This window comes from Sphingobium nicotianae (assembly GCF_018603885.1).
Taxonomy (GTDB): domain Bacteria; phylum Pseudomonadota; class Alphaproteobacteria; order Sphingomonadales; family Sphingomonadaceae; genus Sphingobium; species Sphingobium nicotianae.
On sequence record NZ_JAHGAW010000009.1, the window covers coordinates 180,112 to 206,534 of the forward strand.

The following is a 26,423-nucleotide window of genomic DNA, read 5'->3' on the forward strand; positions in this document are numbered from 1 at the left end:
GTGGTCCCGCTCCCGCCCCAGGGCGATCTCGGCGCGTTGGTGTTCGCTAGGCGGAGACCCGCCGCGCGCCCATGAAGATCACTGCCGCCAACATCGCGGGAATGGCCAGCAGCAGGCAGATGATTGGCTTGTCGAAGCCGGCGGCCAGCAGATAGCCCGCCGTCAGCGGCCCGAAGATCGAGCCGACGCGGCCGACGGTGGTGCCGATGCCGAGGCCGGTCGCGCGCATCTGAGGCGGGAAGGCATAGGCAATGGTGAGCCAGCAGCCGCAAGCCGACGCGAACAGCATCGCGCCGAGCAGCAGCGCATTGGCGACGAGCAGCGGCAGGCTCGCCGGCAGCAGGCCGAAGGTGATGATCATCGCCGCCATGCCGAACAGGGTGAAGAAGGTCAGCCGCTTGACGCCGATCCGCCCGGCGATCCAGCCGGCGATCAGCCCGCCGAAGATGCCGCCGATCGAGACATAGATGGAATAGCCGATGCCCGCCGCGGTGGAGAGGCCCATCTCCGTCACCCACTTGGTCGCCCAGTTGATGATGAAATAGAAGGAGAGCATGTTCAGCGCCTGGGCGATCGCGGTGCGCAACATCACCCAGCGATGCTCCGGCGCGAAGATCTCGCGCAGCGAGGCGATGCTGTCATTGGCGACCTGCCTCGGCGGCAGCGCGTCCAGCGCGGGGAGGCTGAGCCGCGCCAGCACCTTGTTGGTCTTGGCCAGCGCATCGGGTGGCTGGCGGCTCAGGAGAAATTCGAGCGATTCGGGTAGCCACAACCAGGAAACCGGCAGCAGCACCGCCGAGAGCAGGCCGCCGAACCAGAAGATGCCGCGCCAGCCGAACTCGTCCAGCACGGCGATCGCCACGAAGCCGCCCAGGATCGTGCCGAACGGATAGGCGGCCGCGACGAAGCTCGGCGCGAACTCGCGGCGCTTGTCCGAGGCATATTCCATCGCGATGGCGCCCGCCGTGCTGGTCATGCCGCCGATGCCGATGCCGGTGACGAGGCGGGCGAACGCCATGCCCCAATAGCCGCCGGACAGCGCGGCCCCGAACATGCCGAGGCTCATGAGGACGAGGCAGAAGAGGATGGCGGGGCGGCGCCCCTTGGTATCGGCGAAGGGTGAGACGCCGGCAGCGCCAAGGAACATGCCGGCCAGGCTGAAGCTCAGCAGCTCGCCGAGCTGGGCAGGGCCGAGCCGCCATTCCTTCGTCAGCACCGGCGCGGCCTGGGCAAGGGCGAGCAGGTCATAGCCGTCCACCATGTTGATGGAGACGGGAATGAGGATCATCAGCCACTGAACAGGCAGCATCGGCCGCGCGCCGAGCGCCTTGCGCGGATCATAGTGGCTCGCCATCCTCATCCCCCTGAAGCGATTTTTCGCCTGGGATCACGCTATGGAGGGGCGAGGGGAAGTCAAACCAAAATCCTCCCCGGAACGGGAGGGGAACCATCCGAAGGATGGTGGAGGGGCCTGCAACGCTGCGCCGGGGCCCCCTCCACCATTTGCTGCGCAAACGGTCCCCCTCCCCGTACCGGGGAGGATCAGGTTCGCCTTGCCTCGATGCGGGCTCTGGCCTTAGACTTGGGGCGGAGAGGATATCGCGACAATGAACCCCGTCATGGCCAAGCTCAACTATGTCGTCCGGGGCGAGAGCGCGGTGTTCAATGCCGCGAACCGCGCCGAGAGCTACTGGCCGATCGAGGAGCATGTCGTCCCGATCCACGATCTGCGCGCGGTGCCGGGAGACCTCAGCTTCGATCGCAACGGCTTCGTGCTGTGGAAGGGCGAGTCCGCCGTTCCGGGTGCGGCGAGCGAGGTGGAGATGAAGCGCCTCCATGCCGAGGAATCCGAGGCGCTGGTCAAGCGGCTCACCGGCGCGGACAAGGTGATCAGCTTCGGCACGATGCTGCGCACCGACAAGCCGGGCGCGGGCGACGGCAACCTCCCGGCCTTCGGCGCGCATGTTGATTATGGCGCGCGCACGGTACGCGATTTCACGCTCGACCAGATGCCGGAAGAGGAGGCCGAACGGCGGCTGGCGGGACGGCACATGCTGATCAACATCTGGCGGCCGCTCAAGACCGTCGAGCGCACGCCGCTGGCGCTTTGCGACGCGAGCACGGTGCTGCGCGAGGACCTCTTCCAGAGCGAAGTGCGCGGCGGCCTCGGCGATGCCCGGCGGCGCTCGCTCTGGGGCTTCAACCTCGCTTATAATCCCGATCATCGCTGGTATTATGCGCCGCATATGCAGCCGGACGAGGCTTATGTCTTCCGCCTGTTCGACAGCGATCCGGACGCAGTGCAGTTCACCGGGCACAGCGCGTTCGAGGATCCGACCTCAGCGCCGGGCGCGCCGCCGCGCGAGAGCATCGAGATCCGCACGATCGCTTATCTGAGCTGAGGGCAGTGTCATTTGCGATGATCCAGCGATGAGAAGGAGAGCCGCTTGGACCACTCACCTCAGGTCGGAGATCGCCTCACCGATAAATCGGCGCCGCCGGATGACGCAATGATCCGCGACTGGCTCGGTCCCGCGGCGTTCGAGCATTGGGCCGCACTGCGGGACTGGATCGACGCGTCATACCCCGGCGTCTTCGCTGCAGACTGGATTTACGGCGGCAAGAAGCATGGCTGGTCGCTGCGCTACAAGAAATCCAGGGCTTTCTGCACGTTTCTGCCTGAATACCGGGCCTTCTCCGCCGTGGTGGTGTTAGGAGCTGCAGAAAGGGAAAAGGTCGAGGCGCGGCGCGACGAGCTGAGTTCCCGTCTCATGGCGCTCTATGACCAGACCGAAACATATCATGATGGCAAATGGCTCAAGATGAGGATTTCCTCCGCCGAGGAACGCCGGGACGTGACAGAGCTGCTGGCGCTCAAGCGCCCGCGACGCGCAATCGCCTGAGGTCTAATGGCGGTTTGTCCGCCTGTAGTCGGTCGTGTTCGTCGCGATCAGACCGCGCGCTCACTCTCGTTCTGCGCCAGCCTGCCGGCCCACAGGAAGCACAGGCCACCCAGCGCAGAGCAGACCGCGACCGCGAGCATCGAGTAGCGGATCGCGTGCTCGCCATAGGTGGGCGCCAGATAGTCGTTGAGCGCGCCGACGATCAACGGGCCGAGCACCTGCCCGACCAGACCGGTGAAGAAGATGTTGATCGCCACCGCGACCGTTTTCATCCGGTCGGGCGCGAGCGCCATGGTGGCAGCGAAGATCGGTCCTTGAAAGGAGGCGTAGAAGGCTGCGGTGATGCCAAGGCCGGCGATCCATATGGCCGGCGTGTCGCTGAGCAGCATCATGACATAGGCGGGGGCAAGGATGATCGAGGCGATCGCCGGCACGCGGAAGCGCCAGCGCGGATCGCGGCGACCGAGCCGATCGGTCAGCCAACCGGTGGCCATGATGCCGACGATGCCGATGACCCCGCGCAGGGGCGTGACGATGACGCCGATCTCGGTGATGCTCAGGCCGTGGACTCGAGTCAGCAGGGCGGTCGTCCAGGTACCCGTTGCATAGAGCGCGCCGCCCATGAAGGAGACGCCGATCATGATCACCCGAAATGCGGGCGAGCGCCACAGGACGATGATCGCCTCGCCGAGCGGCACCTTGTTGGCGGCGGTCACTGGCCCGGAGACGCGATCCGGTTCGCGCACGGTGAAGTAGAACAGGATCGCAAGGAGGAAGCCGCCAAGCCCGGCGACCTCGAAGGCCACGCGCCAGCCGTACAGATCCGCCGCCCAGGCCGCGAGCGGCAGGAAGATGAGCGCGTCGATGGCACTCGCCGTCGTCAGGATCGCCAGCGCCAGCGGCCGGCGCGCGCGCGAGAAGCTGTCGGCGATCATCGACTGCGAGGGCGCCAAGCCGGCCGCTTCGCCCGCACCCATCAGGAAGCGGCAGAAGGCCATCTGGATGCCGCTGCTCACATAGGCGGTGAGCGCCGTCATCAGGCTCCAGAAGCCGAAGCCGATCGCGATGATGTTGCGCCGGCTGTAGCGGTCGGCAAGGCCCGCGATCGGGATGCCGAGCGTCGAATAGAAGATTGCGAAGGCGAGGCCGGAGATGAGCCCCAGCGCCGTGTCGCTCAGGTGCAGGTCGGCCTTGATGAGCGGCAGCAGCAGCCCCAGCAGCGAGCGGTCCAGATAGTTGAATGTCGAGATGACTGTCAGGAAGCCGATCATCCAGCCGAGCCGCGGGGTCCAGCGGTCGCCCTGTTCGGCTGTCGGTTCGGCGGGAAGGGGGGACTGGTCCGTCGGAGCGGCTTGGGCCAAGGAGCAACCTCTCGATATGCGGGCGCCGACGATCCATGGCGTCAGCCTGCCAGCCTCATATCAGGATGATCGCGCGGGTCCATGGACGAGTTCAACATATGGCCGCGAAGAAATCCGGCCATCGACCCTCAAGCGGAGGGGCTCGCGATGGACGCACGCCGGCAACCTAATGACTCGCTCCGTGTTCACCCCTCGTCGCAATTTGAGGAACCAGCTCATGGACCGAATTTTCACGAACATCGCCACAAAATGCGCCCAGCTGATGGGCCAGCCCCTCGCCTTCATCATCTCAACATTGCTCATTGGGATCTGGGCGCTGAGCGGGCCGCCATTGCACTATTCAGATACGTGGCAGTTGATCGTGAACACCGCGACGACGGTCCTGACCTTCCTGGCCGTATTTCTGATTCAGAACAGCCAGAATCGCGACGGGGCGGCGATGCAGGCGAAGCTGGACGAGATCCTGCGCGCGCTGGACAAGGCGCGGGTGGAGTTCGTCGGCATCGAGCATCTGACGGACGCGCAGATCAGCGAGATACGCAAAGCCCTTGAGGCGGACATCAAAGGAGAGGACGGCAAGCAGAAGACCGCCGCTCCCACCGTGGAACGTCTGCTTGCCAGATATTGAGCTTGTTCATCGGCGGAGCCTTGTCGGCTTCCGACCTTCAGAGCACCTCGCCGAACATCAGCCCGAGCATGATGAACCAGGCGAACAGGCCGGCGATGCCGATGATCAAACTCATCCGGCGGTGCAGCCAGGCCGGCACCTTATCCTCTCCGTCGCTCATCGCGCCGCGCGCCTCAGAGCGCGGCGATATAGCCACCGTCGAGCGGGATCACATGGCCGTTCACATAAGCGCCAGCGCGAGAGCAGAGGAACAGCACCGCGCCCTGCGCATCCTCGGCGGTACCGGCGCGCTTGAGCGGGATATAGGTGTCGATGCTGCGCTGTGTGGCCTCGGAGTCGGTGTCGTGCATGGCCGAGGGAAAGGGGCCGGGGGCGATCGCGTTGGCGGTGATGTGATCCTTGCCCAGCGCCTTGGCGAACGAGCGGGTCATGTGGTGGATCGCGGCCTTGGAGGCCCCATAGCTGTGCGCCTCCCAGTTGGGCACGTGCAGCCCGCCGATCGAGCCGGTATTGATGATCCGCGCCGGGTCAGCCGGGGTGGCCGCCGCGCGCAGAAGGGGGAGCAGTTCGCGGGTCAGAAAGAAGACCGAGCGGACGTTGACGTCCATCACGGCATCCCAATCGTCGAGCGTCGCGCTGGCGAGCGCGCCGTTGCGCAGGGCGCCGGCATTGTTGACCAGAATGTGAAGCGTCGACTCGCGCTCGGCCAGGCCGGCGGCGAGAGCCGCCGGCGCCGCGGGATCGGCGAAGTCGGCGGCGAGGCCGATGCAGGTGCCGCCCTGCGCGGCGAGCTGTGCGGCGGCAGCTTCCGTACGCGCCTGATCGCGGCCGGTGATGTAGGTCTTGACGCCGCGCGCGAGGAAGCCGCTGGCGATCATCGCGCCGATGCCGCTGGTTCCGCCCGTTACCAGCGCGGTCTTGCCTGAAATATCGAACAACGGATCCGCCATGGTCATGTCTCCAGCCTGGTCCAGCAAAGCCCTGAAGGGCGTCTAACGGCGGAAATCCGCGCTTTGCAAGTAGCTTGCGACCGGGGCGCAAATATAGCGCTTCGTGCAATTCGCGATGCCGGTTTGATCAAGCATGGCTACGGCGAAAATCGCATTCTACTTCCGACAGAGTTGTCACTTGGGGCATGAGTGATAACGTCAGGGCTTCGCAGCCGCCGACAGAGCGCGCGGCATTGAGGTCACCGGCGCGCAGAAGCCGGGGTCGAACAGGGAGGAACACCGGATGGAAACCTATAGCACCGCGGGGCTGCCGACGATGGGACGCGCGGCCGCCTGGAGCGCTCTTTACGCCACCAAGATGAGCCGCGGCGGCTTCACGCCGGGCGATCAGCAGGAGCCGTTCGACGCCGAACTGCGCATCGGCAATCTGGGGCCGGTGAAGCTGGCCCGGCTGCAGGTGGACGGGTGCAGCTTCGAGCGCTCGCAGAGCGACATCATGCGCTCCTCGCCGCGCATGTATAATTTCCTGCTGCAGGCGAGGGGCAACTCGACTTTCTATCATTGCGGTCACGAGTCGCAGCTGCAGGAAGGCGACTTCGTGCTCTGTGATACGGGCATGCCGCATTACTGGCTGACCAAGGACGCCTCGACGACGATCATGGTGCGGGTCGAGCCGGACGTGCTGCGCGAATATCTGCCGACGCCCGAGCAGTTCTGCGGCCTGCAGCTTGGCCGCGCCGTCGGCCTCACCGACACGGTCGGCGCGATGGTCCAGTCGCTGACCGACCAGGTCGAGACCGGCAATTGCGCGGGCCATGAGGGCCGCATCGCGCGCTATCTGCTCGAGATGATCTCGATGTCCTATACGATGGGCTTCGAGCAGACGACCAAGGGGTCGGCCGTGCTCTGGCAGCGCCGCAACGACATCATCCGTTATATCGAGGATCATCTGCGCGATCCGGAGCTGTCGCCGGCGTCGATCGCCGCGGGCCTGCGCGTCTCGCCGCGCTATCTGCGCACGATCTTCTCGATTTCGGGCGAGCGCGTCTCGGCCTATATCCTGCGCCGCCGGCTGGAGGAATGCGCCCGCCAGATGCGCAATCCGGCCTGGAACGGCCACACGCTGACCGAGATCGCCTTTTCCTGGGGTTTCAATTCGGCGGCGCACTTCACGCGCTCGTTCCACGAGCAATATGGCGCGGCGCCGAGGGAATATCGGCGGCAGTAGGGGCATCGGCAGGGCGTCCGGCGCAACTTCCGATTCCGCTCGGGACAAGATCGCCCTTCCTGCGCGTGGCACCGCATGCCGACTGGCCATAGCGGAGATTTCTCGTGACTCATGACGACGTGCTGAAACTGAATGCGGAGCTGTCGCTCCAGCTCGCCAATTACTGGCACGAGATCGACACCAATGGCGGCAGGCAAGCTTCGTCCTATTACACCGAGGATGCCGTCTTCCACGGCCAGTTCGCCTCTTATGAAGGCGTCGCGAAGATCCAGCAATTCTATGACTGGCGCGTGGCGCAGGGGCCGCGCCTCGCCGTCCACGGCTTCTCCAATTTCCGTGCCTGGTTCACCGGCGACGACACCGCCGAGGCGACCAACTATCTCTACCTCTACGCGGCCAACGGCGTGAAGCCGCTGCCGACCCACGCACCGATCACCGTCAGCCTCGCGACCGACAAATATCGCAGAGTCGGCGACCGATGGCTGTGCACCTACCGCCGCTTCGAGCATCTGTTCGAGGGTGACACGCCGATCACCAATCCCAAGCTCGACGACGACAAATGAGCGCGTTGCCTTTCCCCGGCGGAGTGCAGGGAAGGGCAGTGGCTTTCGTCAACCACGGCAGGTTTTCCCTCCCCTTCGGACAAGCGGTCGATCCGGCCCGCCCCTAGCAGGATAGCAGCGGAGCCACACGCGCCTCGAAGGGAGAGATGGAATGGTCGACGAAACCAGGCGTGCTGGGATCGACACGACGCTCAGCAGGCGCGGCGCGCTCGTCGGCGGCTCTGCGGCCGGCGGGCTGCTTCTCGCCACGGCCGCGAGCGCGCAGCGCAGCGCGGCGATCATCCGGCGCTATGCCGCGCCCCGGCAGGTCAAGGCCGATCACGCCGTGGTCTATCGCCGCGAGAACGAGTTCGCCGGCTGGCCGCATACCATGGGCTTCTGGAACCTGGGCGACGGCGAGATCGTGCAATATGTGACCTCGCTCAACACCAGCTATGGCAGCGCGGACGCGATCAGCCACGACAATATCGGGCGCGACGGCGGCAAGCAGGTGGGCCTGCGCTCCAAGGACTGGGGCCGCACATGGGACGGCGCCATTCCGGTGATCAACCCGCAGCAGACCATCGCCAGGGACATGGCCAATGCGAAGACGATGGGCGATCTCCAGCCGATCGACTTCCTCGACAGGAACATCCTGATCTCCAACAGCGGCGCCGGCTTCGGAACGCCGGAGGGCAGGACGGACGTGCGCGTCTCGAAGGATCGCGGCCATAGCTGGAGCCCGCCGATCCCGGTCCCGACCGACGGGCTGCATTCCATTTCGGGCATGAACTCTGTGCTGATCCGGCCGGACGGCACGGCGATGATCTGGCTGATGGAAGTCGACAAGGATGGGTGGAACCGCCATCCCTGCGTCTTCGCGCTGCCGCCGCGCGGGCGGGACTTCCACTTCCTGTCCTTCATCACCCAGAAGCGCGACCCCAAGGGCGAGGCCGACGGCGACTGGCAGAGCACGTTCCGCTTCGGCGGGCATCGCTGGTTTTACCCGCGCGGTTACATGCTGCCGAGCGGGCGCATGCTCTGCGTGATGCGCTGCCAGCGCGACCCGCGCGGCATCATGTGGACCGAGGTCCATGCCAGCGACGATGGCGGGCGGACCTGGGGCTTCCTCTCGCGCGTCAATGACTTCGGCTCGCCGGGCAGCCTGGTGCGGCTGGACGACGGGCGGCTGGTCATCGTCTATGGCAACCGCCTGATGCCGTCCGGCATCCGCGCGACGGTCAGCACTGACGAGGGCGCGACCTGGGGCCCCGAGCTCATCGTCCGCGACGATGGCGGAAGCTGGGACCTGGGCTATCCCAACGCCTGGGTGACGGACGACGGCAAGGTCGGCGTCATCTATTATTTCAACGGCAAGGATGACCCGAAGCAGGTGAATGGCGGGGTGCGCCATATCTGCCGGAGCATCTTCTCGGTCGACTGATCCAGACGGCCGGAGAGGGGAGGCGCAGCATGTCCCACAAGACGATCCCGGCCGATGGCGCGGCCAATCCATTGAAGGGCGTGACGCGCCGTACGGCTCTGCTCGGTGCGTCGGCAGCCGGCATGATGCTCGCGGCCGGCGCGGGCAGGGCGCAGTCGACGCAGATGCTCGTCAAGACCGGGCTGCCTGCGCAGAAGGCGAAGAACGCCCAGCACAGCGTGGTCTATCGCGAGGAGGACGAGTTCTGCGCCTGGGCCTTCTATTGCGGACTGTGGAAGACGGCGGATGGCAGCATCGTCGCCGGCTTCAAGCGCGTGCCGACGGCCTATGGCTCGGCGCAGGAGATCGATCACACCAACATGACCCGCAACAAGGGCGAGATCGTCGTCATCCGCTCGACCGACAACGGCAAGAGCTGGGACAGGAACTCGATCGTCCCGATCTTCGACATGGCGATCAAGTCCGAGAAGGACTTCCCCGGCGGCGCGGCGGCCGACTGGTCGGGCCTGCCGCCGCTCGACTTCAGGAGCCGCGATACACTGATCATGGGCGGCGGCGTGCCCGCGCTGTTCGCGCCCAACGCCCGATGCTGGATGCGCGCCTCGACCGATGGTGGACGGACCTGGCGGGCGCACACCCTGCTGCCGAACGACGATTTCCCGAGCCTCTCCATGCCCGGCTCGTCCATGTATTCGGTGCGGCAGGACGGCATGATGCTGCTTGGCCTGCACACCAATGCGCCCGGCGCGCTCGGGCCGCGGCCGATCGTCTATGGCTGCATCGACGGGGTGAACTGGCAGTATCTCGGCTCGATCGTCGACGAGGAGAAGGCCTCGCCTTACTATCCCGGTGGCAGCCCGTTCGCCGCGGCGCCGCATTTTTACCCGCGCGTCGTCGTGCTCAGGAACGGCAAGGTGCTGGCCTCGGTGCGCTACCAGCGCGATGCGCGCAACGTCATCTGGACCGAGATCCACGAGAGCCTGGACGGCGGGCGCACCTGGCACTGGCTGAGCCGCGTCAACGACTGGGGCGCGCCGGGCGACCTCGTGCCGATGAGCGACGGGCGGGTGGTCTGCGTCTATGGCTACCGCATGGCGCCCTATGGCATCCGCTACCGGGTCAGCGAGGACGAGGGCCGGACCTGGGGGCAGGAGTATATCCTGCGCGACGATGGCGGAAGCTGGGACGTGGGCTATCCGCGCGTGGTCGAGATCGCACCGGGTACCTTGCTCTCCACTTACTACATCAACCTCAAGAATGACCGCATCAACGTGAATGGCGGGGTGCGGCACATCGCCTGCACCGTCTTCAAGCCCTGACCGCGAGCCCTGGAGAACGACCCATGAGGACGAATGAGATGCGCCGGACCTTCCTCGCCGCGAGCGCGGCGGCGCTGGCCTTTGCCACGACGGGGGTGGCGATCGCCAAAGCGCCGAGTGTCACCGAGAAGGACGTGACGATCAAGACACCGGACGGGGAGGCCGATGCCGTGCTGTTCACGCCTGCGGGCAAGGGCGCCTGGCCGGCGGTGATCCTTTGGCACGACCTGGCCGGCCTGCGTCCCGCCTATCGCGAGATGGGCCGGAAGCTCGCCGCGCAGGGCTATGTCGTGCTGGAGCCCAACGCCTTCTATCGCAGTGCGCGGGCGACCGGCGCCGAGATCAACATGGCCGACCCCGAGGTGCGCAAGGTCCAGATGGCCTATCGCGCGGCGACGACCGATGATGGCATCGCCCGCGACGCGATCGCCTATGTGGCCTATCTGGACACGCTGAAGCAGACGGCGACGAAGAAGAAGGCCGGCACGATCGGCTATGATGTTGGCGCTTCCTATGCGATCCGCACCGCCGCAGCCCTGCCGGACCGGATCGCCGCCGTCGGCAGCGCCTATGGCCTGGGCATTGCGACCGCGCGGCCCAACAGCCCGCATCTGATCATCGGCAAGACCAAGGCGACCTATTACATCGCGAGCGCGAAGGACGACGACGCTCGCGAGCCGGACGACAAGACCGATCTCGCCAGGGCGATTACGGACGCGAAGCTGCCCGGGACGGTCGAGGTCTATCCGGCCAATCATGGCTGGGCGATCCCCGGCGGCCCCAATTATGATGCGGCGGCGACCGGGCGGGTGTGGGGAGAGTTTTTGAAGCTGCTCAAGGCGCGATTGAAGTAGCGTATCGAGGGATGCGGCGTCCGTGCTGGTGATCGACTGGGTCGATCGGGGCCGCGTAACAATCGTGCGAAGTTCACGAAGGTCACGCTGCGGGCGATATTTTTTATCCCAAAACCCCCCGGATTGGCTGCGTCATGGCAGCCGGTGATCGAGAAAAGCGATTATTCAGGACTGAGAAAGAACGCGTCCGTCCTGACATGAAGGCGGCTGTGTAGGACAGCTTTTTCGGCGGCGGAAGCAAGACGGAGCTCGTCCTACGTCAGCCAGATCGGTGCTCCCGCGGAAGCAGGAGCCCGGGCGGTCCGGGCCGTCGCTTGTGCCCTGGGTTCCTGCTTTCGCAGACACTGTTGGTTTAGGCTGCAGGTTTCCGTGCGAAGGTGTCGCTACTCGCCACACGCTTGCGCGCGGGCGGTGAGGAAGGCCGCCTCGCGGCTGTTGCGGGTGAGGCGGGCGGCGGCTTCGAATTCGATGCGGGCTTCGGCGAGGCGGCCAGCGCGGAACAGGAAGTCGCCCCGCGCAGCCGGCAACGGCGCATAGTCGCGCAGGGCCGCGAGGTCGTCTATCCCGTCGAGCAGGCGCAAGCCCGCGTCAGGCCCAAACGCCATGCTGTGCGCGACGGCACGATTGAGATCGACCACGGGCGACGGCATCATAATGCGCAGCCGGTCGTAGAGCGTGGCGATGCGGGGCCAGTCGGTCTCGGCCGCGCTCGGCGCGCGCGCGTGGCAGGCGGCAAGGGCGGCCTGCAGCACATAGGGACCGTCCGCGCCCAGCGCCTCGGCGCGGGCCAGCGCATCAAAGCCTCGGCGGATCAGCAGATGGTCCCAGCGCGCGCGGTCCTGCTCGGTGATCGGGATGAGGGCGCCGTCCGGGCCGGTGCGCGCTTCGAGGCGCGACGCCTGGATCTCCATCAGGGCGAGAAGGCCGAGCACCTCGGCAGAATCCGGGCTGTCGGCAGGCATCAGCGCCGCCAGGATGCGGCCCAGTCTCTGCGCTTCCTGGGCAAGGCGCGGCCGGACCAGATCGTCGCCCGCCGTCGCCGCATAGCCCTCGTTGAAAATGAGATAGATGACCTCGAGCACCGCCGGCAGCCGCGCCGCCCGTTCGGCGCCGCGCGGCACCTCAAAGCGCAACCCGGCCTTCACGATCGCCTTCTTGGCGCGAACGATGCGCTGCGCGATCGTGGGCTCGCTCGACAGGAAGGCACGGGCGATCTCGTCGGTCGTCAACCCGCCGACGACCCGGAGGGTGAGCGCCACCCGGGCGCTGGATGACAGCATGGGATGGCAAGCGGTGAAGATGAGGCCGAGCAACTCGTCGCCAAGATCATCGTCCATGGCCGCTTCGATCGCCTCGGCCACATCGTCGGCGCTCTCGTCGGGCGTGCGGGCGATCTCCTCATGCTTGCGCTCGCGCATCCTGTCGCGCCGGATGGCGTCGATGGCGCGGCGCTTGGCGACGGTCATCAGCCAGGCGCCCGGATTGGCCGGGACGCCGGATCGGGGCCATTCGGCGAGGGCGGCGACCAGCGCATCCTGCGCCAGCTCCTCGGCGAGATCGATGTTGCGGACCGAGCGGGCCAGACCGCCGATGAGCCTGGCCCGCTCGATGCGGAAGACCGCCTCGATCGCCCTGTCCGTCTCCGTGCCTGTCCCGTCCGCCGCCATGCCGCCTTGTCGGCGACGCGCGCCGGCAAGGCAAGCGGGGCGCGCACGGCGGGATCAGTGACCGGCGAGCTTCTCGCGAATCTCGTCGTGGATCTGTTTGGCCTCGGGCGTCATCTCGCCGAAATCGACCATTTCGTAGAAAGGCCGAATCTCGATCTCGCTCGGTCCGGGCATGGGATTGGGGCAGCGCTTCACCCAGGCGACCGCCTCGTCCATGTCCTTCACTTCCCAGATCCAGTAGCCGGCGACCAGCTCGCGAGTCTCGGCGAACGGCCCGTCGATCACCGCGCGGCTGGGACCGTCGAAGGCGACGCGCTTGCCCGCCGAGGAGGGCTGGAGCCCGTCGCCGCTCAGCATCACGCCGGCCTCGATCAGCTCCTGATTATATTTGCCCATCGCCTCGAGCATCACGCTCATGTCCTCGGGCGACGGAAGGCCCCGTTCGCTGTCTTCGGTCGCCTTGACCAGCACCATCACACGCATTGTCTTGTCTCCTTGGTTGGCCGGCACATCCTGCGCCGGTATCGTGACGACGAACGGGCTCTCTGCGAATCGACACGGGCGACGAAAAAATTTCGGCGCGGTGATGCGGGAGCGTTCGTCTCGCGGTTGGTCGTTATCGTCAGGCGACGCCGAGCTTGCCGCGATCGCCGCTGCGAGGTGCCGCCAGCTCCTCGGGCGTGACGAAGTCGGCGAGATCCTCGGCCTCGAAGAAGGGCCGGATCTCGATCTCGCTCCGCCCCGGCATCGTGTTGGGACAGCGCTTGGCCCAGGCGATCGCCTCGTCCATGTCCTTGACTTCCCAGATGGAGAAGCCGGCGACCAGCTCGCGCGCCTCGGCGAACGGCCCGTCGATCACCGTGCGGCTGATGCCCTCGATGGCGATGCGCTTGGACTGCGCACTGGGCTTGAGGCCGGCGGCGGCCACGAAGACGCCCGCCTCGACCAGCTCCTCGGTGAACCGGTCCATCGCGGCGAACGCTTCGAGCATCTCGGGGGTGGGGGCCATGCCGTTTTCGCTGGCCTCGGTGGCTTTCACGAACACCATCACACGCATCGTCTGTCTCCTTTGCTGATCCGGCCACATCGACCTGACATCGGAACGACGAACGACGCTTTCCGGAATCGACAGCGTCCTGCAAATTATTTTGGACGGCCCGTGACGGGAGGCCGATGCGCGTCCGTCCGATGGCGGGCGCCGGCGGGGCGTGGAGCCTATTTCAGCTCGACCCCGTCGACCGCAGGGCCATTGGGCGGCATCTGGTAGCCGTTATTGGTCATGCGGTTCTGCGGTTGCGCCTCGCAGGGAACGCAGTCCGGCCAATAGAGCGGAGGCTGGCGACCGCTCACCGGGTTGCGGTAGTGGAACCACATCGGCAGGATGTCCGGCCAGTTGATCGTGGTCCCGGGACCGCCGGCAAAGCCTTCTTCGCGCTTGCCGAGCGCGGAGATCAGGAGATCGGGCGGGTAGCGCTGGAGCAGCGGGCTCGGGCGCATGCCGCCGCCGGGCGCGGGCGGCTTGGCGGCCGACCAGCCGCCCTGCCAGTCGGGCATCATCATGTAAGGTTCGTCGATGGTCAGCGTCCACATCCGCCAGATACCGTCCTCCAGTACGAACTGGTCGTTGGGATACATGCCGGTCTGGATGGTGTTACGCTTGTTGGGGCCGCCCGCCGCCGCGTCATATTTGCCCGTGTTGGGATGGAAGAGGCGGGTGCGCTGGAGGGTCGAGCGGCCGTCGTGCGAGACATGGATGACGGGCTGGATGCGCCAGTGGAACGCGATGCCCTGGCGCTTGACGGTCGAGGCGTCGGGCGTCGCGCCATACATGGCGGCGGCGGCCCCGGCGATCCGGTCACGGCCGAAATAATAGCCGGCGAAGGGCGACTGCTTGTTGCCCTTGACCGCGAAGATGCCGGACATGCCCGGCCACTGGAAATCGTCGAGATAATAGCCGTAGGCAGCCGAGACATTCTCCGTCCCGTCGAAGGCGACCGAGCGCATGTAGCGGCGGCGCAGATCGGCGAGGGTCGGCGCGGCGGCGGGGGAGGCGGCGGCGATGGCGGCCGTCAGCGGCTTCGCCGCGGCAATCGTCAGGCCCTTCGTGGCGACGGGCTTGCCGGTGGCGGGATTGGCGCCGAGCAGCGCGGGCATGGCGGGGCGGGTACCGCCATTGGCCCAGCCGGTCTTGTAGTCCGCCGTCATGAGCGGCGTCAGGCGCATCTCGCGGATCTTCCACAGGCCGCCCTGCTTGACGAAGCGGTTGCGGAACACGCTGATGTCCCAGCGCGCCGTGCCCTTCTCGGCATCGCCGATCATGCCGAGATCGGTGCCGCGCGCATAGGCCTCGGTGCCGCCCGGCGAGACGCGCACGATCGTGTCGAACAGGGGATGATCGTTGAGGATGCCACGGGTGAGGCCGGCCGGGCCCATCAGCGCCATCGCCTGGCGGACGCCGGCCTTGCCCTTGTAGAGCTTGCCGCCCATCTCGATCACGCCATCGTCGGCGAACAGATCGACGACATCGTCCCACATGCGCATGTCGACATAATAGCCATAGCTGTTCTGCAGGTTGCGGACGTCGTCCTCGTCGTTGACCGCCGCGATCCGGCCCTGCAGCGCGGCGAGCGTCGTGCCGCTGGGGGGCGCGGCGCCTGCCGCCGGGGGGATCGGCACGCCGACCTCGTCATGGGTGAAATGGAACGGCACGATCGGCAGCTCCTGCTGGCCCACATTGCTCCAGCCGGTGGCGTAGCTGCCCTCATATTGGGGATAATAATGCAGCGTCGCGATCTTCCAGCGGCCACCCTCGCGCACATAGTCATTCTCGTAGAGCCCGCCTTCCATCCAGGCCTTGCCCTTGCCGTCGCCCCGGAAGGCGAGGCCGCGCCAGCGCCCCCTGGCGCTCTCGCCGTCGAGCGAGAGGTTGATCAGCGGATCGTCGATCATGTCGTTGTTGAGTGCGCCCGGCGTGGTACCGGCGGGGCCGCCATGCGCGGCGAGCCACTTGGCGATCGCCGCCGGGCCTTCGATCACCTGATCGCCCCAGACGATCCGGCCGGATTTCGCGAACAAGGCGGCCATGTCGGGCCAGAGGCCGAACTGGGCATATTGGGCATAGCTGCGCTGCAGGTCCTTGACCTGGCGCAGGGATTCGAGCCGGGTCACGTCGCGGGCGAGCGCGTCGGTGGAGTCGGCCGGGGGCTGCGCGGCCGCGCTGGCGCCCAGGCCGAGCGACGATGCCGTCAACGCCCATGCCGCGAACATGGCTTTTGCCTCACCGGTCATAACTGTCTCCTCTCCAGCGTCCGGCCCTGCCCTTGCCTTTGTTCGGGCCGGCCTGACTATCCTCAGTCGGCACTGACGTTTGCATCATTCTTGCGGCCCGCCAAGGGCTTGGTGCCAAAGCTGGCAGACAACAGGGCCGCCCTGATCAAGTCGGGCGCGCGCCGGCTGGTAGATGTTGGCGATCCCGGCTTCGGGCACGTCGCGGCTGGCGGCGAGTCATGCGGGGGCATGTCAACGAGATAGAGAAGGCGAGGATGATATGTTGAGACGTCGTACCTTTCTGGGCACCGCCCTCGGCGCGGTGGCCGCATCGGCGCTTCCCAAGGCTGCCTTCAGCCATGTGATCACGCCCTCGTTCAAGCTGTTCGACACGCACGCGCATTTCTACACCAACGACGTCGACACATATCCGATGAAGGCGAGCAACTCGCGCTACGGCCCCGAGATCATGGTCGCCAAGGCGATGCGCTTCCCGCAGACGCCCAAGGAGGTCTTCGCCTTCTGGGACGAGTGCGGCATCGCGAAGGGCTGCGGCGTGCAGTATAACAGCACTTACCAGACCGATAATCGCTATCTGTTCGACATCGCGAAGCAATATCCCGATCGCATCATTCCGGTCGTGATCACCTCGCCGACTGCCGCCGACGGTCCCGCGCTGCTCGAGAAATATGTGCGGGAGAACCGGATCAGCGGCGTGCGCTGGACGGGCGGGCCGGACAAGGACGGCAATTACATCTTCCTCACCGATGCGGCCGCGCCCGCCTGGGAGATGGCGAACAAGCTGGGGCTCGTCGTGGTGCTGATGCCGATCGGCGGCAACATGGCGCCGACGATGAAGAAAGTGGGCGAGTTCGCGGCCAAATATCCCAACGTCAACATCGTGCTCGACCATATCGGCTTTCCCAAGCCGGAGGGTGGCCCGAATTTCGGCCTGACGCCGGAGCATCGCGCGCTCGTCGCCCACAAGAATGTCTATTACAAATATACAACTTTGCTGATCGAGCAGCTCCACGCCGCCAAGGTCGAGCTGGCGCCCTTCTTCGAGCATATGGTCAAGACGTTCGGCGCCAACCAGATGGTCTGGGGCAGCGACGTCGGCAACACGCCGGGCAGCATGTTCATGTGGGTGCAGTATGCGCTCGAATCCGCCGCCGGCTTGCCGGAAGCACAGCAGAAGGCGGTGTTCTTCGAGACCGCCAACCGGATCTTCGTGCCCGGTGGCCGAGGGTCCAAGGTCTGATCCTGTCCTTGCCGTCCGCGTCAAACGACGGCGCGGGCGGCGAGCGGCCTTCCGGGGCCCGTCCGCGTTTGTTGTTGTCTCACCGATATGCGAACCGCGCTCGTCAGAGCACCGCTCGGAAGCGGCTCTGAAACTTGCTTCATTATTCCGGTGTTTCTGAAAATTTGCCTGAATCGTCTTCGGTCTTGGTTGAGATGGATGTCTTTTGACTGAGACGGCTCTGGTTTTGACTGAAACGGCTCTGAGGCGATCCATGCCGCCAAATTCCACACGCGGCATAAAGTAAATATCTGAAATCAAATTGTAAATCGTGAATTCCGGTTCGTGTAAATGACCGGAAAAGCGCAGCATTTCGCCCGCTTCGCAAGCGGGACATGCCCGACAAATTGTTACTCCGTTCCAGTCAAGCGACATGGAGCTCGGATCAATAGCAAAACTGGCAATCAAACATCGCAAATCCAAATAAGGGGGAGGATCATGGTCAAGAAAATAGCGATGGCTTCGGTGTCGATCTTGTCGCTGACGCTCGGGACAGCCGCGCTCGCGCAGCAAGGCGGCACCGCCGCCGCGCCGCAGGCGGCTCAGGCCAGCGAGGAAGGCGGGCCGAACAACGACATCATCATCACCGCGACCAAGATCGCGACGAACGTCCAGGACACGCCGATCGCGATCACCGCGGTCACGTCCGAGACGTTGGCCACCCGGCAGATCACCAATGCGGCCGACATCGGCAACGTCGTCCCCAACGCGCGCTTCCGCAAGGCGGAGGGCATTTACGGCCCGGCCGTGACGGCCTCGCTGCGCGGCATCGGCCAAGCCGACCCGAACCTCGCCGGTGAGCCGGCCGTCGCCTTCTACATCGACGACGTCTATTATCCGCTGCTGTTCGGCTCGCAGTTCGACCTGCTCGACATCGACCATGTTGAAGTGCTGCGCGGTCCGCAGGGCACGCTCTTCGGCCGTAACTCCGAGGCCGGCGCGGTCAACCTGGTCAGCAAGAAGCCGAGCCTCACCGAGACCAGCGCCTATGTCGACGTCACGGTGGGCCAGTATAATCGCCGCGACCTGCGCGCGGGCTTCAGCGTGCCGCTGACCGATACGCTGGCGATCAGCGTGGCGATGGCCTCCAAGAAGCGCCGCGGCTATCAGGAGATGGTCGATTTCAGCTGCCAGATGTTCAAGAACGGCACTCCGGAGCTGGCCGGCAGCTTCCCGTTCCAGACGCCGGCCACCAGCTTCGTCGGCGGTCGCGTGCCCGGCAGCTGCACGTTCGACTATCTCGGCGGCGAGGATACGCAGGGCGTTCGCGGTGCGGTGCGCTGGCAGCCCGCTGACAATGTCGAGCTCAACATCACGGCCGACTATACCGACCAGAATGACGAGATTCCCGCCGAGAAGATCTTCCGCACCAACTATGCGGAAACCTACGGCCTGCAGCCGAACGGAACGGTGGACGAGAGCAAGGCCAACAAGAATTTCATCACCATGGCCGACCAGTTCACGATCCCCGGCAAGACGCCGTTCCGCTGGGACAAGCGCTTCGAGATCAACGACATCTTCAAGACCTATGACAATTATTGCGACCCGTTTCCGGCGGGCTACAAGATCACCGGCAACACCTATTATACCGGCTCGATCTTCCGCGGCGGCAAGTGCTACGGCAATACCGTGCCGCTCAAGAATCGCGGTATCCAGGGCAAGCTGGTCGTCGGCCTGACCGACCAGATCGACTTCACGGTGATTGCCGGCTGGCGCAAGATGGATCAGCATTTCGGCGCCGCATCCGACGGCACGGTTCTGAATGACTCGATTATCTACCACGAGGTCCACGAAAAGCACTGGACCGGCGAGGCGCGGCTGACCGGCCAGTTCAGCTTTGCGGACGTGGTCGCGGGCGTCTTCTATTATGAAGGCGATGCCGAGCATCTCGGCCAACCGCAGGGCGTGCGCGCAGGCACGCAGCGCTATCAGCGCGTCCTCTACAGTCCGCTTTCCAAGGCGGCCTATCTTAATGTGAACGTCCGTCCGTTCGACCGGCTGACGGTCAATGGCGGCATCCGCTATTCCGACGACGCCAAGGGCGTGGACTTCTCCAGCCTGAACGACGGCACCAAGCAGGGCTCGAACGTGTTCGTCTCCGACGGCGTCGACACCTTCTTCAAGACCACCATCGCGACGAAGCGCTGGGACTGGAAGGCCGGCCTCAACTACGAGCCATGGGACCGCACGATGCTCTATGTGTCGGCCGGTTCGGGCTATCGCCTGCCGGGCTATCAGGCGCGTCCCTCTCAGCCGGGCCAGGAAGGCCAGCTGCCGGGCGAGAACATCATCAGCTACGAGGCCGGCATCAAGGCCGACTTCTTCGACCGGCGCCTGCGCATCAATGCGGCCGTCTATGCGATCACCTTCACCGAGCGTCCCGCGTCCTACTCCGGCCAGGAAGCGCAATATGCGGTCGATCCGGTGACCAAGCAGCTGATCGGCAAGGTGGCCGGCAACAGCACCGTCATTCCGGGCGGCCCGGCGGGGACCGATCAGGCTACGGCCTTTACCACCTGCCGCGCCTATAATGCCGCGACGGACGGTCCGCGCGATCCGAGCAAGGGCGGCGCGCTCAACACTCACGAGGGCGTCGGGGTGGCCTGCGTGGCGCGGCCCTATTCCTACGCGATCGGCGGCCATGCCAAGGGCGCCGAACTGGAAGTGACGCTGACGCCGATCGACAATCTCTCGATCGACTATTCGTTCGGCTACAACAAGTTCGCGGCGCAGGCGGGGAGCACCGCGCGCAACCTGCCGGGCGTCAACATGAGCGGCGGTATCCAGTACAAGGCCGAGGTCCCCGCGCTCAAGGGCAGCATCACGCCGCGCCTCGACTGGTTCTGGGAAGCCAAGACCGTCAATGACTCCAACCGTCCGCAATATGACACGCCGGCGCGCTCGGTGTTCAACGGCCGCATCACCTACGCCAACACGGACCTCAATTTCGATGTCTCGGTGGGCGCGACCAACCTGTTCAACAAGATCTACTACCAGAACGTGACCATCTTCGAGGGACTCGGCCTGCCGACCAATCTCGGCCAGCCGGCTGCCCCGCGCCAATGGTATCTGAGCTTCAAGAAGCGGTTCTGACGGTGACGGCCATCGCCCGCCTTCCTCTCTTCCGGGTGGGCGATGGCCGGACGCAAAACTGCAAGCCCGCCATCCGCACGAGGCAAGTCTCGGCGGCGCGGAAAGGGCACTGAGAGACATCAAGAGAATGAGGAGAGGCCGCTCATGGAGCGATGCCGCGCGGTCCGCGCCGGCAACGTGCGCGGCCGTCTCTTGAGAAGGAGCAATTCATGAATTTTCCGCTGTTTGATACCCATGCGCATCTGATCTCGGATGACTGGGACACCTATCAGACGCGGGGCCTGCGCCCGGACGATCCGACGCCGCCGCAGCCCAATTTCACCGTGACGGGCGACGCGCTGATCGCGATGATGGATGCGCAGAATGTCGAGCGGGCCTGTCTCGTCCAGCGCGGCCAGGTCTATGGCTATGACAATCGCTACATCATCGACAGCGCGCGCAAATATCCCGGCCGTCTGCATCCGGTCGTCATTCTCGATGCGGACGATCCGGCGACCCCGGGGGTCTATCGCGACATGGTCCGCAACGACCATGTCCGCGGGTTCCGCATGGCCCAGTTCCGCCCGGATATGCTGGACACGGGCTGGCTCTGCTCGCCCGAGGCGATGAATGTGTGGAAGACGTGCGCGGACCTCGGCACCCCGCTCACCGCCATCCTGTTCATGAACCAGCTGCCCTATCTGCTGCCGCTGGTGAAGATCATCGCGCAGATGTTCCCGGACCTGCCGATCATTCTCGATCATGGCGCGATGCCGTTCGGCATGACCCAGTTCGAGGTGGGGATCGCCAAGGCGGCCGGGCAGGAAATCGTGATGCCCAAGGCGCCGGACTTCGGCATCGAGCGGACCATCGCCATCTTCGAGGAGGTGCCGAACGTCCATTTCAAGATCACCGAGATCAATTTCGAGCGGCTCGCGGCGGAGGATGTCCGTCCGGCGCGCATCGTGCGGCGCATGGTCGACAGCTTCGGGCCGGACCGGCTCGTCTGGGGCTCGGACATCGGCCAGTCGATGCTGTGGAGCTATGAGGAGAAGGCCGCGATGGCCCGCGCCGCCGCCGACTTTCTGAGCGAGGAGGAGGCGCGCAAGTTCCTCCATGGCAATGCCGCGCGCATCTATGGACAGGCCGGCACCTGAGACCGGAAGGAGGAGTGAGAGGATGAAGTTCAGCCCCCCGCGCGCGCCCCGCCATGTCGATCACGCGATCGTCTATCGGCGCGAGGACGAGTTCTGCTCCTGGCCGTTCACCAGCGGCTTCTGGGAGAATGCGCAGGGCGAGCTGATCGCCAATTTCACCGCGCGTACGGTCTCCTATACCAGCGGCGCCGCGATCCGCCACGATGTTCTCGGCAAGAACAGCACCGGCCCCAAGACGGTCACCGTGCGCTCGCGCGATCGCGGCAGGACATGGGATGGCGCGCATCCGCAGCTCAACATGATGGCGGGGCCGGGCGGGGGCGGCGGGGCCGATGCCATGGCCCGCATGCCCGGCGCATTTGCCGAACCGGTCGACTATCTCGACAGGAACATCCTCGTCGCCAATGGCAGCGGCGGCGGATTCGCGACGGCGAGCGCGCGCGGCACGGTCAATCTGTCGCGCGATGGCGGCAAGACATGGGGACCGACGGTGCTGCTGCCGCTCGATGGCCTCGCCGCCATGACCGGTGTGCAGTCCACCCTGATCCGTCCCGATGGACGATGCCTGTTGTTCATGTTCTCGGTCGAGAAGGACAATAGTCACCGTCACCCGCTGGTCTATGGCAGCACCAACCAGGGCCGGGAGTTCCACTTCATGTCCTATATCACGCCGCGGGACGACCCCTGGGGGCAGGCCGATGGCGACTATAGCGACCCGAGCGTTGCGTTCATCGGCCATCGCTGGTTCTATCCGCGCGGCTATCTGCTCCCCAATGGCCGCATCCTGTGCACGTTGCGCTGCCAGCGCGACCCCACCGGCGTGATGTGGAGCGAGGTCTATTGCAGCGACGATGGCGGCGAGACATGGGCGTTCCTCTCGCGCATCAACGATTATGGCGCGCCGGTGAGCCTCGTCATCCTGCCAGACGGCCGGATCGTCGCGGTTTATGGCTATCGGCTGATGCCCTCGGGCATCCGCGCCACGGTGAGCGAGGATGGCGGCCAGAGCTGGGGACCGGAAATCATCGTGCGCGATGACGGCGGGAGCTGGGATCTGGGCTATCCCAATGCCTGGCTGGCGGACAAGGGCGAGATCGGTGTCCTCTATTATTTCAACAGCAAGGATGACAAGATCCAGGCGAATGGTGGCGTGCGCCATATCCAGCGCAGCATCTTCAGCATCGACTGATGTTGCCGATCTACTCCAGTGCCCCGGTCAGAAGGCCCTTGTTGCCCATCTGGAATCCGATCATGGCTGGTTTGGAAACTATTCCTGCCGTTTCAGGTCAGTCGGGCGCAGCATAAGGCTTGCGCGTGACCGAGCGTCGGGACATCATTTCGGCGCGGAAGGCTAGCGGACGAATGAACATGGCGAGCCAGATCGGCGGAGAAAGCGACAGGGGCGGCAGCCGTCGGGTGCAGCGCTCGCAGGGCTTTGCCGAAGAGGTGGTGAACATCCTGCGCGCCGACATCATGTCGCTGCGCATCCCGCCGGACACGCGCATCTCGATCGATCATCTCGCGCGCGAGCTGGGCGTATCGCAGACTCCGATCCGCGAGGCGCTCTCGATGCTGGAGGCGATGGGCCTCGTCACCAAGCGGCACTATGTCGGCTATTGCTCCGCGCCGCAGCTCAACCGCAAGCAGGTTGACGAGCTGTACGAGATGCGGCTGCTGCTCGAGCCTTATGCGGCGCGACGGACCGCGCAGCGCATGACGCCCGAACTGGCGCAGACGCTACGCACGCTGTCGGACGCGATGGAGCCGCGCGACGAGCTCGAATCCTATGATCGGTTCGCCCAGCTCGACGCCGAGCTGCACGATGCGATTGCCGCCGGATCGGGCAACGACATCATCCAGGAGTCGCTCGCGCGGCTCCATTCGCACTTCCACATCTTCCGGGCGCGCTCGCACAGCGAGGTGACGCGGGAAGCCTATGGGGAACATGTGACGTTGGTGAACGCCCTGACGAGCGGAAACGCCGATGGCGCCGAGCAGGCGATGCGCGAGCATATCCAGAAATCCTACGACCGGCTGCTGCCTTTCGCGACGGCCTGAAGGCCGCGCCGCGGTGCATAACCCTCAAACCTGCATTATCCGGAAGAATAACGGTTCCAATCCGGAAATCGCGTTGACCTCGATCCTATCTAAAATATCATATAGGAAATATGACGCGCTCCGATGAGATGCGGATGGGGAGAGAGATCGATGTCCACACAGCTCGACTGGCCGGCTTTCAGGGAAAGGGGTGACCGCCGGAGCAACCTCTTCTCGCTCAAGATCGAATCCGCCGAAGTCAGGCAAGAGGGCTGCCGGCGCGATGAGCTGGGGATTTCCGTCGACGATCTGGGGCCGATCCGCTTCATTCATCTGCGCAGCGGCGCCATCGGCATCCGCAGGACCGAAGGCGATATCAACGATGGCGACGAGCGCTGTTTCACCTTCCTGCTCCAGATCGAAGGCACCGGCGATTTCCAGCAATATGGCAACCAGATCATGCTGGAGCCAGGCGATCTCAGCCTGTGCGACAATGGCGCGCCCTATAGTTACACAGCCGATGCGGACTGCGCGGTGATCATGCTGCGCGTGCCGAATACGGTGATGCGCGAGAGCCTGCCGAGCCCGCACGAATGCTGCGGCCGGCGGCTGGGCATCGGACAGGATCTGGTCTCGACGGCGGGCGCCATGGCGCGCAGCCTGCTGGAGCAGCTCCGCCTCGGCCTCAGCGACGAATGCCGTCAGCGCGCCGCGCAACATCTGCTCGCGATCATCTCGAGCTGTTACGTCGCGTCGTTCGACCGGCTTGGCTCGCGCTCCTCGGTGATGACCGGGCGGCACTGGCGGGTGCGCTCGTTCATCGAGCAGAATCTGCGCGATCCGGAGCTGAGTCCGGCGATGATCGCGGCGCATCTCAAGCTTTCCTCGCGCTATCTGCGGATGATCTTCGCGGCGAACAACGAGTCTATCTCCGCCTATGTGCTGCGCCGGCGGCTGGAGGAATGCGCCGCGCGACTGACCGACCCGCGCTGGGCCGGGCACAGCATCACCGAGATCGCCTTCTCCTGGGGGTTCAACAGCGCACCCCACTTCACGCGCAGCTTCCGCGAGCATTTCGACATGAGCCCGCGCGACTATCGTCAGCGGTCAATTAATTCTTCCGGTGGGCAACTTGCCAATCGCCGGCGAGGCGACAAGGTGTCGGGCGAAAAGATGCTCGCCGTGGCGGCATAGCGCCGCGCCGGGCATCTACACGTTTTGACGGAAGACCGAATGATTACTGAAATTGCCAAGCTGACGATCGACCCTGCCAATGCCGCGGCCTTCGAGGCGGCGGTTGCCGAGGCGGCGACGGTGCTGCGCGCCGCCGAGGGCTGTCATCACATGGCGCTGGAGCGCGTGACCGAGGACCCGGCGCAGTACCGGCTCATGGTGCAGTGGGACAGCGTCGACCATCATATGGTGATCTTCCGCGAGTCCGAAGGGTTCAAGCAGTGGCGCGCGCTTGCCGGGCCGTTCTTCGCCGCGCCGCCGGTGGTGGAGCATACCGAGACGGTGGGGCGCTTTTTCTGAAGATATAGGCGATCGGGGAGGGTCTGATGGCGACGACATCCGACAAGGTGAAGGTTGAATTCGAGCTGATCCCGAACTGGGAGCAATGCCCGGACGGCGAGGAATATCAGCACCGCGACATTGCCGATGTCGCCTGCGACAGCCAGGATCGCGTCTATCTTCACACCCGAAACGGCGACCGCGTGATGGTCTATGAGGAGGACGGCACCTTCATCAAGAAATGGGGCGACGGCGTGTTTGGCCGCGCCCATGGCATCGCGATCCATGACGACATCGTCTATTGCACGGACGACCGGCAGAGCGTCGTGCGGGTGTTCGATCTCGACGGCAATTTCCAGTGGATGCTGGGCAGTCCCGGGCAGGTGAGCGACACGGGTTATGGCTTCCACCGCAAGCCGGAGATCCATCACAACGAGTTCGTCGAGCGCGCCGCGGGGCCGTTCAACACCTGCTGCAATGTCGCGATCGCGGCGAATGGCGACATCTTCGTGGCCGATGGCTACGGCAATGCGCGCATCCACCACTTCGACGCCAACGGCAAGCTGCTGAACAGCTGGGGCGATGTCGGCACCGGGCCGGGGCAGTTCCACCTGCCGCACGGCATCGCGCTCGACAATGACGAGAATGTCATCGTCTGCGACCGCGAGAATGACCGCATCCAGATCTTCACCCGCAAAGGCGAGTTGCTGCATATCTGGACGGACATTCGACGGCCGACCGACGTGACCGTCGACAAGGACGGGCTGATCTATGTCTCCGAGCTGTGGCGACCGCTGGAGCCGGGGCAGGGGAGCTTCGTGCATGGCTATGCCGACCACGACCTGCCGGGGCGCATGACCGTCTTCTATCCCGACGGCACGATCGCCGCGCGCTGGGGCGACAGCAGCGAGAACCGCGCCGCGCCGGGCAATTTCATCGCGCCGCATGGCCTCGCCGTGGACAGCAAGGGCAATCTCTATGTGGCGGAGGTGTGCTGCTCGTTCGGCGGCGGCTTCAAGCGCATGCCGATGGAGGATACGCTGGATCACCAGATCCAGAAGTTCCGGCGGGTTCGATAGGGCCGCATCAGTCTTCCCATTCCGTTCGCCCTGAGCCTGTCGAAGGGCCGTCCTTCTTGAAGAAAAGGACAGGGCTTCGACAAGCTCAGCCCGAACGGGGAGG

23 protein-coding genes and 1 pseudogene are annotated in these 26,423 nt (G+C 65.2%); 16 read left to right on the top strand and 8 right to left on the bottom strand.

Annotated elements, in window-relative coordinates; all coding sequences use genetic code 11:
- Positions 1–46: 46 nt before the first annotated feature.
- A complete protein-coding gene (locus KK488_RS14745; RefSeq protein ID WP_214624458.1) occupies positions 47–1,354 on the bottom strand; it encodes an MFS transporter in 1,308 nt (435 codons plus the stop codon).
- A 253-nt stretch (positions 1,355–1,607) separates the two neighbouring features.
- Between KK488_RS14745 and KK488_RS14750 the strand changes: the two genes are divergently transcribed.
- Positions 1,608–2,402 (top strand): CmcJ/NvfI family oxidoreductase, encoded by a 795-nt coding sequence (locus KK488_RS14750; RefSeq protein ID WP_214624459.1) that lies wholly within the window; start codon positions 1,608–1,610, stop codon positions 2,400–2,402.
- Positions 2,403–2,447: 45 nt separating this feature from the next.
- The gene (locus tag KK488_RS14755; protein ID WP_214624460.1) at positions 2,448–2,903 is read left to right on the top strand and encodes a DUF3788 domain-containing protein; all 456 of its coding nucleotides are present in this window, start codon (positions 2,448–2,450) and stop codon (positions 2,901–2,903) included.
- Positions 2,904–2,950: 47 nt separating this feature from the next.
- Here KK488_RS14755 and KK488_RS14760 read toward each other — a convergent pair whose 3' ends face one another.
- Positions 2,951–4,264 (bottom strand): spinster family MFS transporter, encoded by a 1,314-nt coding sequence (locus tag KK488_RS14760; protein ID WP_214624461.1) that lies wholly within the window; start codon positions 4,262–4,264, stop codon positions 2,951–2,953.
- Positions 4,265–4,481: 217 nt separating this feature from the next.
- On the opposite strand from KK488_RS14760, the gene KK488_RS14765 reads away from it, so the two are divergent.
- Positions 4,482–4,892 carry a low affinity iron permease family protein gene (locus KK488_RS14765; RefSeq protein WP_214624508.1) on the top strand — a complete coding sequence of 137 codons (411 nt, stop codon included), beginning with the start codon at positions 4,482–4,484 and terminating at the stop codon, positions 4,890–4,892.
- A 37-nt stretch (positions 4,893–4,929) separates the two neighbouring features.
- On the opposite strand, the gene KK488_RS21610 is transcribed toward KK488_RS14765, so the two are convergent.
- Together KK488_RS21610 and KK488_RS14770 are read right to left on the bottom strand one after the other, a co-directional pair.
- Positions 4,930–5,052: a hypothetical protein gene (locus tag KK488_RS21610; RefSeq protein WP_284732205.1), complete on the bottom strand. Its 123-nt coding sequence runs from the start codon at positions 5,050–5,052 to the stop codon at positions 4,930–4,932.
- Positions 5,053–5,065: 13 nt separating this feature from the next.
- On the bottom strand, positions 5,066–5,848 hold the full coding sequence (locus KK488_RS14770) for an SDR family oxidoreductase (protein ID WP_250890459.1): 783 nt from the start codon (positions 5,846–5,848) through the stop codon (positions 5,066–5,068).
- A gap of 277 nt (positions 5,849–6,125) precedes the next feature.
- Here KK488_RS14770 and KK488_RS14775 point away from each other — a divergent pair, with 277 nt between their 5' ends.
- The 5 genes from KK488_RS14775 to KK488_RS14795 all read left to right on the top strand — a co-directional run bounded on the left by KK488_RS14775 (position 6,126) and on the right by KK488_RS14795 (position 11,229).
- Entirely contained in the window at positions 6,126–7,070 is a 945-nt protein-coding gene (locus KK488_RS14775) for a helix-turn-helix domain-containing protein (RefSeq protein ID WP_214624462.1), read from the top strand.
- 104 nt (positions 7,071–7,174) lie between these two features.
- Positions 7,175–7,633, top strand: coding sequence for a nuclear transport factor 2 family protein (locus KK488_RS14780; RefSeq protein ID WP_214624463.1), 459 nt, complete (start codon positions 7,175–7,177; stop codon positions 7,631–7,633).
- Between the two features lie 151 nt (positions 7,634–7,784).
- Complete coding sequence (locus KK488_RS14785) at positions 7,785–9,056, top strand: sialidase family protein (RefSeq protein ID WP_214624464.1); 1,272 nt, start codon at positions 7,785–7,787, stop codon at positions 9,054–9,056.
- A 29-nt stretch (positions 9,057–9,085) separates the two neighbouring features.
- Positions 9,086–10,375, top strand: a complete 1,290-nt coding sequence (locus KK488_RS14790) for a sialidase family protein (RefSeq protein ID WP_214624465.1) — start codon at positions 9,086–9,088, stop codon at positions 10,373–10,375.
- Positions 10,376–10,398: 23 nt separating this feature from the next.
- Entirely contained in the window at positions 10,399–11,229 is an 831-nt protein-coding gene (locus KK488_RS14795; protein WP_214624466.1) for a dienelactone hydrolase family protein, read from the top strand.
- A gap of 383 nt (positions 11,230–11,612) precedes the next feature.
- Here KK488_RS14795 and KK488_RS14800 read toward each other — a convergent pair whose 3' ends face one another.
- The 4 genes and pseudogenes from KK488_RS14800 to KK488_RS14815 all read right to left on the bottom strand — a co-directional run bounded on the left by KK488_RS14800 (position 11,613) and on the right by KK488_RS14815 (position 16,184).
- On the bottom strand, positions 11,613–12,896 hold the full coding sequence (locus KK488_RS14800; RefSeq protein ID WP_214624467.1) for an RNA polymerase sigma factor: 1,284 nt from the start codon (positions 12,894–12,896) through the stop codon (positions 11,613–11,615).
- Positions 12,897–13,019: 123 nt separating this feature from the next.
- Positions 13,020–13,379, bottom strand: a pseudogene (locus KK488_RS14805) (YciI family protein); the annotation flags it as partial.
- A gap of 139 nt (positions 13,380–13,518) precedes the next feature.
- Positions 13,519–13,953, bottom strand: coding sequence for a YciI family protein (locus KK488_RS14810; protein ID WP_214624469.1), 435 nt, complete (start codon positions 13,951–13,953; stop codon positions 13,519–13,521).
- Between the two features lie 158 nt (positions 13,954–14,111).
- Entirely contained in the window at positions 14,112–16,184 is a 2,073-nt protein-coding gene (locus KK488_RS14815; RefSeq protein WP_250890461.1) for a nuclear transport factor 2 family protein, read from the bottom strand.
- Positions 16,185–16,443: 259 nt separating this feature from the next.
- Here KK488_RS14815 and KK488_RS14820 point away from each other — a divergent pair, with 259 nt between their 5' ends.
- The 8 genes from KK488_RS14820 (at position 16,444) to KK488_RS14855 (ending at position 26,320) form a co-directional block, all read left to right on the top strand.
- Complete coding sequence (locus tag KK488_RS14820; protein ID WP_214624470.1) at positions 16,444–17,424, top strand: amidohydrolase family protein; 981 nt, start codon at positions 16,444–16,446, stop codon at positions 17,422–17,424.
- A gap of 477 nt (positions 17,425–17,901) precedes the next feature.
- Entirely contained in the window at positions 17,902–20,556 is a 2,655-nt protein-coding gene (locus tag KK488_RS14825; protein WP_214624471.1) for a TonB-dependent receptor, read from the top strand.
- A 209-nt stretch (positions 20,557–20,765) separates the two neighbouring features.
- On the top strand, positions 20,766–21,692 hold the full coding sequence (locus KK488_RS14830) for an amidohydrolase family protein (RefSeq protein ID WP_214624472.1): 927 nt from the start codon (positions 20,766–20,768) through the stop codon (positions 21,690–21,692).
- A 22-nt stretch (positions 21,693–21,714) separates the two neighbouring features.
- Positions 21,715–22,881: a sialidase family protein gene (locus KK488_RS14835; protein WP_214624473.1), complete on the top strand. Its 1,167-nt coding sequence runs from the start codon at positions 21,715–21,717 to the stop codon at positions 22,879–22,881.
- Positions 22,882–23,060: 179 nt separating this feature from the next.
- Positions 23,061–23,750 carry a GntR family transcriptional regulator gene (locus tag KK488_RS14840; RefSeq protein WP_214624474.1) on the top strand — a complete coding sequence of 230 codons (690 nt, stop codon included), beginning with the start codon at positions 23,061–23,063 and terminating at the stop codon, positions 23,748–23,750.
- Positions 23,751–23,900: 150 nt separating this feature from the next.
- Positions 23,901–24,923 carry a helix-turn-helix domain-containing protein gene (locus KK488_RS14845; RefSeq protein WP_214624475.1) on the top strand — a complete coding sequence of 341 codons (1,023 nt, stop codon included), beginning with the start codon at positions 23,901–23,903 and terminating at the stop codon, positions 24,921–24,923.
- A 39-nt stretch (positions 24,924–24,962) separates the two neighbouring features.
- A complete protein-coding gene (locus KK488_RS14850) occupies positions 24,963–25,262 on the top strand; it encodes an antibiotic biosynthesis monooxygenase family protein (protein ID WP_214624476.1) in 300 nt (99 codons plus the stop codon).
- A gap of 26 nt (positions 25,263–25,288) precedes the next feature.
- Complete coding sequence (locus KK488_RS14855; protein WP_214624477.1) at positions 25,289–26,320, top strand: peptidyl-alpha-hydroxyglycine alpha-amidating lyase family protein; 1,032 nt, start codon at positions 25,289–25,291, stop codon at positions 26,318–26,320.
- The last annotated feature ends 103 nt before the right edge of the window (positions 26,321–26,423 follow it).